A 2,148-nucleotide genomic window follows, 5' to 3' on the forward strand; every position below is an offset into this window, starting at 1 on the left:
GACGGGCTGAAACTTCGGCGCGCGCCAGAACTCTGCCGCACCGGCGAACTGGGGCGCCCCCACGAAGAACTACGCCCGCGCCGCCGGCACCCCCGTCAGCGCCGTCACCACCGGCTCGAGGGCCTGCTGGATCTCGCCGCCGACGGAGCGGAAGAAGGGCAGCGGCGCCCCGTAGGGGTCGTACACCTCGTCGGCCTCCGCGCTGGGGGCGAGCAGCCACCCGCGCAGCGCGGCGGCGGCCCGCACCAGGGCGCGGGCCCGCTCGACGACGCCGTCGGTCCCGTCGGGGTCGGGCAGTGTGGCCGGATCTATCGCCCGGACGAGGCGTGTGAACTCCTTCAGGGTGAAGGTGCGCAGGCCGGCCGAGTGCCCCATGGAGATGACCTGCGCGCGGTGGTCCCGCGTCGCGGTCAGGACGAGGTCGGCCCGGATGACGTGGTCGTCGAGGAGCTCACGGCCGGTGAAGCCGGAGGCGTCCGCGCCGAAGTCGGCGAGGACGGTCTCGGCGTTGGTCTCCATCGGGGCGCCCTCGTGCCCCCAGGTGCCCGCGCTCTCCACGATCAGACCGCCCGTGAGGGGGTCGCCGAGGCGGTCGGCGAGGGCATGTCTGGTCAGCCGCTCGGTGATGGGCGAGCGGCAGACGTTGCCGGTGCTGACGTGGAGGATGCGGAAGCCGCCGGGTGTACCGGCGCTTCCCGGGGCACCGAAGACCACAGAGGGCTCGGTACGGCCCGCTATGCCACGCCCCGTCTCAGGGGCCCTCAATTGGCCACCTCGAGGTCGGGTACCACCTTGCGGAGCTCGTCGGCGTCGAGCGCGCCCGCCCGGAGCAGGACGGGGACCTTGCCGGTCACGTCCACGATCGAGGAGGGCACGATGCCGGGCGTGGGGCCGCCGTCCAGGTACACGGAGACGGAGTCGCCGAGCATCTCCTGGGCCGCGTCGCAGTCCTCCGGCGCCGGGTGCCCGGTGAGGTTGGCGGAGGACACGGCCATCGGCCCGAACTCGGTGAGGAGCTCGATGGCGACCGGGTGCAGCGGCATCCGGATGGCGACCGTGCCCCGGGTGTCACCGAGGTCCCACTGGAGCGAGGGCTGCTGCCGGGCGACCAGCGTGAGGGCCCCGGGCCAGAAGGCGTCCACGAGCTCCCAGGCGGACTCGGAGAAGTCCGTGACGAGGCCGTGCAGCGTGTTCGGGGAGCCGATGAGGACGGGCGTCGGCATGGACCGGCCGCGGCCCTTGGCGTCGAGCAGGTCGGCGACCGCCTCGGCGCTGAACGCGTCGGCGCCGATCCCGTACACGGTGTCGGTGGGCAGCACGACCAGTTCGCCACGGCGGACGGCGGACGCGGCCTCGCGCAGACCGGTCGTACGGTCGGTCGCGTCGTTGGTGTCGTATCGCCGTGCCATCTAGCGGGCCTCCTCGTACACGTACGTCTCGTCGGCGTACATCACGTACATCGTCGTCTTCGTCGCCATGGTCGTCACGGCAGCGCCTTGCGGGCGGTCGCGAACCGCGGCCGGTTGTTCAGGTCGGGGTGGTCGGCCGCATCCGCCCAGCCCCGCTCCTCGGTGAAGATCCACGGCACCAGGCCGCCCTGGGTGTCCGCGTGCTCCACCACCACGACCCCGCCCGGCCGGAGCAGCCGGTGCGCGGTGCGCTCGATGGAGCGGATCAGGTCGAGGCCGTCCTCGCCGGAGAACAGGGCGAGTTCGGGATCGTAGTCGCGGGCCTCCGGCGCAACGTACTCCCATTCCGTCAAAGGGATGTACGGGGGGTTGGAGATGACGAGGTCGACCTGGCCGTCGAGTTCGGGGAACGCGTCGCGCGCGTCGCCCTGGCGCAGCTCGACCCGGGACCCCTCGACGTTCTTCCGCGTCCACTTCAGGGCGTCCGCGGACAGCTCCACGGCGTGCACGCGCGAGCGCGGCACCTCCTGCGCCATGGCGAGCGCGATGGCGCCCGAACCGGTGCACAGGTCGACGATCAGCGGCTCGACGACGTCCATCGCGCGGACCGCGTCTATGGCCCAGCCGACGACCGACTCGGTCTCCGGGCGCGGCACGAAGACACCGGGGCCGACCTGGAGCTCCAGATAGCGGAAGAAGGCACGCCCGGTGATGTGCTGGAGCGGCTCGCGCGCCTCGC

At 72.6% G+C, this 2,148-nt stretch carries 3 protein-coding genes; all 3 read right to left on the reverse strand.

What is annotated here, in order from left to right; translation table 11 throughout:
* Positions 1-69: 69 nt before the first annotated feature.
* Entirely contained in the window at positions 70-765 is a 696-nt protein-coding gene (locus tag GPA10_RS41115; RefSeq protein ID WP_079086596.1) for an arsenate reductase/protein-tyrosine-phosphatase family protein, read from the reverse strand.
* Positions 762-1,409: an L-threonylcarbamoyladenylate synthase gene (locus GPA10_RS41120; protein WP_058849576.1), complete on the reverse strand. Its 648-nt coding sequence runs from the start codon at positions 1,407-1,409 to the stop codon at positions 762-764. Before GPA10_RS41120 ends, GPA10_RS41115 begins: the two co-directional genes overlap by 4 nt.
* Positions 1,410-1,483: 74 nt before the next feature.
* The coding region (prmC, locus tag GPA10_RS41125; protein WP_246260675.1) for a peptide chain release factor N(5)-glutamine methyltransferase at positions 1,484-2,148 on the reverse strand (665 nt) is incomplete at its 5' end.

The sequence above is a fragment of the Streptomyces typhae genome, assembly GCF_009755605.1.
In the GTDB taxonomy this organism is placed as follows: domain Bacteria; phylum Actinomycetota; class Actinomycetes; order Streptomycetales; family Streptomycetaceae; genus Streptomyces; species Streptomyces typhae.